This window comes from Pedobacter sp. 05L430 (genome assembly GCF_056397585.1).
In genome coordinates this window covers 1-4337 of sequence record NZ_JBFTNT010000361.1, presented here as the reverse complement: position 1 = coordinate 4337, position 4337 = coordinate 1, and the positions used below count along the sequence as shown (strand labels likewise).

General features: G+C 37.1%; 3 protein-coding genes. All 3 read right to left on the bottom strand.

Annotated features, from left to right (window positions below):
* Window positions 1-2378 (bottom strand): SusC/RagA family TonB-linked outer membrane protein (locus AC1DG9_RS24710; protein ID WP_477635432.1); only part of this gene is annotated, 2378 nt, incomplete at its 3' end.
* On the bottom strand, window positions 2378-3454 hold the full coding sequence (locus tag AC1DG9_RS24705; RefSeq protein WP_477635431.1) for a FecR family protein: 1077 nt from the start codon (window positions 3452-3454) through the stop codon (window positions 2378-2380). The genes AC1DG9_RS24705 and AC1DG9_RS24710, both read right to left, overlap by 1 nt.
* 163 nt (window positions 3455-3617) lie before the next feature.
* Window positions 3618-4337 (bottom strand): LysR family substrate-binding domain-containing protein (locus tag AC1DG9_RS24700; RefSeq protein ID WP_477635430.1); only part of this gene is annotated, 720 nt, incomplete at its 5' end.

The window sequence follows — 4337 nt, the reverse complement described above, 5'->3', positions numbered from 1 at the left end:
GCCCCTAATGCATTATACCTTAAGGTGGTAATTCCTGTGTTAGATTTATCCAGATTGCCACTATAACCATAGGATGCCCTGAGTTTTAAAACAGGCAACCAGTTTAACTTATAAAAATCTTCTCTGTCGATATTCCATAGTGCCCCTCCAGACCATAATGGAACATATTTTTGGTTGGTTTTTATACCAAAATAATTAGAGCCGTCAACCCTTGCACTTCCTGAAAGGGTATATCTGCCGTCGTAAGTATAAGCCACGTTAATATAAGAGGAACGCATTCTATCTGTTTTTTTAAACACGTTATAGTTGGTTCCAATCCGGCCTGAACCTACCGGATTTAAATCAAAATAGCTTACCGTATCTACAGCCGCTGACTTGCCAGAATTCTGATCGTATCCGTATTTAGTTTGCCTGTTCAAGTCAGATATAGATTCTGAGATTTCATAACCTATAATAGCTGAAACTGTGCTTTTTTGCCAGCTTCTCTCATAATTTAATTGGGTGCGTACACTATTAGAAGAAGCTTTGCCATTAGCTGTATAGAGAATTCCTCCTAAGGGGATGTTGTAGCCACTAACTATACCGGAAGTTAGGATAGAATACTGATTGATGAGGTGTCTGGTTTGGTAAGTTTCGATACTGTTATAGCGCGATGCCTTACTATCAAACTGCTGATATTGGTACTTAAGGGTTGCGCTTAATCCTGGAATGATGGTGTAGGTTAGTCCTCCATTTAACCGGAGATCATTATTTTTTATTATTAGTGGAGATTTGCCCAATTCATTTAAGGGTAAATATGACCAATCCAAAAATCCATTGTTTTGAGCGTCTTTTTTGAAACTGGAACTAAAGTTTCTGTCGAACACATTATTTTGGCCATTTGTATCTCTAAATTGATAATAGGGAGCAGTAAGCGATGATATTTCGCTTAGGGCACTATCTACGTTTGAGGTTGATTTTACATAATACAACCCTAGTTCCAGTTCGAGATTTTTAACAGGACGAATTGTGTTTTGACTGTTTATAGTTATTCTGCTGTTGTTATTGGCTATCAAGGACGCATCAGTTTTGTCGTATCCGGTAGAGAAATAATGATTTGTTTTTGCCGTTCCTCCACTTAATGATACGGCATATTGTTGCGAAACCGGTCTCCTGTAAAAATACTTTAACTCGTCATTTCTTACATCTTTAGTCCGTAAAACATTTAATTGTTGCGCCGTTTCATCAGCAGATTGACMCATTCGCTGTTTGTTTAGGATTTGGACAACGGGAGAAATTACATTATAGTTTTGAGGATTATTTAATATTTCATCATATTTTCCATGGTTGAATAAAAATGTTTCTATGTCAATATAATCGGATGAGGATAAAAAAATTTGATTATAAGAAAGATCAGGCTTGCCGGAAATGGCAACATTCGAATTTACAGATACACTTAAAGGCTGCAGGTTCTTACCTCTTTTGGTAGTAATTACAATCACACCATTTCCTGCCCTAACCCCCCATATAGATGTGGCCGCGGCATCTTTTAAAACTGTAATTGTGGCGATGTCATTTGGGTTAATGAAATTGAAGTCTCCATCAAAAGGAAAGTTATCCAAAATGATGAGGKGTTGATCGTTTGCAAAAATGGTGCTCCGGCCGCGAACCGACAAATCAAGGGGCCCAGAATTGGCTCTAACTGTATTCCTATTAAATAATAGACCACTGGTAATTCCCTCTAATCTGGGTAATACATCAGGGCTTACTTTGCGTGAAAATTGTACGCTATCTACCAATGCAAAACTTCCTGTGGCACGTTGTTTTGGTATTTTTTGATAACCTGTACTTACTACTTCTACTTCCTTTAGCAGATCGTTATTTAAAGATAAGCTAACCTTTTCCATTTTGGCTAAAGCCTTTATTTCCTTGTTTTGACAGCCCACGTAAGAAATAATCAGTGTGGCTCCGGTATCTACTCGCTTTAGTAAGTATTGGCCCTTAGCATCGGTAACAGTTATTTTGTTTTCTCCTTTAACACTGACACTTGCACCTTCCAGTAATTGATTCTGCTCATTTATTACTATACCATGTACATCAATAATCGGAGAGGAATTTATGATGATCATTTTTTTTGAAATGATGTAAGTAAGCGGGAGGCCTGATAAAATACGGTTCATGACCTGGGGCAAACTTACATTTTGAAAATCTGCATCGATCCGTTGATCTACGTTTAGTTTTTGCTCATTCCAGATTACCTGATAGTCAGTCTGCCTGGTTATTTCTTTAAAGACTTGAACAAGAGTGACTTTTTTCTTTACGAGATTGAGCTTTTGAGCCGTTACCGATGTGCTGAGCAAGCACAGTATTGATAGTATGAATACTGAATTTAACTTCATTATTTAGTTATAATAACTTTTTTGCCTTGTATTTTAAAGTGTACATCGCTGGCAAGTTCAAGCGTTGTTAGTATAGTAGAAATCTGTTCGGATCTGGTAAATGAGCCTCCCAAAATTTCTTTGCCTATCTGATTGTTTTGATACTCGATTTCAACATCATACCATCTGGCAACTTTACGCATGATACTTTCCAAAGACTCATTTCGGAATGCGAATTTGCCATCTTTCCAGGCAATAACATCACTGGCATCAACTTGCTTAACCTCTATAGGCTTGTTATGGGTAAACGTGGATTGTTGGCCAGGTTTGAGGATTACGTCATCTCGACGATAGGAGAGATCTCTTGAGGTAGCATGACCAAGAGATCCCTCTCCGCTGCGCTTCCCTCGGGATGACGTAACAATTAAACTTCCTTCTAAAAGGGTAGTCTTTATGCTACCTTCATCAGTATAATTGCTAATGTTGAAATGCGTACCTAACACCTCTACCAGCTGTTCATTTGATACTACGATGAATGGATGGGTTTTATTTTTGGCTACCTCAAAATAAGCCTCACCACTTAATTCAATCTTACGCTGCGCTGTGCCGGCAAAACTTGACGGAAACTTTAAAGTGGAGGCTGCGTTTAGCCAAACCCTGGTGCCATCTGGTAATGTGATTTGGTATTGCCCGCCGCGTGGGGTGGTAACTGTTATTTTTTCTGTGCTATTCAAGAGATCTCTTCTGTCGTCGAGATGACGGGGGCTGGTTTGAGAAGATGGCGAATTGTTAGAGATGACTGCAGTGTTATCATTATACTTTAAACTTGAGCCATCAACTACTACACCGGTCTTTGCTTGACTTAAGTGTATCGTTTTGCCATCGGCAAAAGTTAATGTTGCCTTGTTTGTGCCTGGAAGAATATCGTTTTTAGCGAGTGGTAGGTTGACGTCGTTCTGCAAAGAGCCATGATGTTTGCCCTGAGGACTGTTAAAAAACATCCACACTAACCCTAAAATTGCAAAAGCCAGTACAGCTACGCGAATAAGTAAATCTGATAACTTTTTGGGTCTACTGCTCTGTTCTCTAATCTTCATCAGCGTAGTTCCCAAATCAAAATTTAATTTATGGAAGTATATATTCTTTCCGTTATCCAGATGATTTAAAAAATCTGTGATTTCGTCTTTAGAAATGTCGGCAATAAAACTAAATATTAAAGATATGCGAAATATCTATAGTTAGAAAAAATCTGATTAAAGGTTAGTTATTTGTATTACTGTAATTATCAATAAACCATTTTAATGCAGGATTTCTATTGGTTTGTTTGTAAGCTACAACAACTTCGGTATTTACAGGAATATTTTCCAACTCAATAAATGAAACTTTTAAATATTCATATTGTTTTTTGAGCGATAGGGGTAATATAGACACACCAAGTCCTGCTTCTACTAATTGTAATATAGAGTGGACATTATTAGCTTCATGAGTAATATCGGGCGTAAATTGCATCCGTTTGCAAATTTCAATTAGYTTATTGTTATAATGAGGTGCAAATTCCTTATTAAAAAAAATAAATGGGCTCTTTTTTAAAAAGTCAGCCAGTTCCTTATTTGTGCTGAACTTTTTTGCTGAAAAGGGAATAACAACTACAAAAGGATCAAAAAATAAGGTTTTAATAATTAATTTTTCGGAAAGAATAGGTGCTCTTAAAATACCTACATCTAATTTCCCTTGCTCCAATGCTTCAATTTGGGTTATTGTTGGCAGTTCAAATAAACCTGTTTTTATATACGGGAATTCTTCGCGCATTGCCTTTAAAATTTCTGCCAGATAGGATTGATAGACCGAACTTATATACCCGATCTTTAATTCACCGCTAAGGCTTAAATGGATTTGCCGAACTATATTTTTACTTTCTTCCAGTCTTGCAAAAATAGCATCCACTTCAGTTTTGAAATACTTTCCAGCATCTGTTAAAGC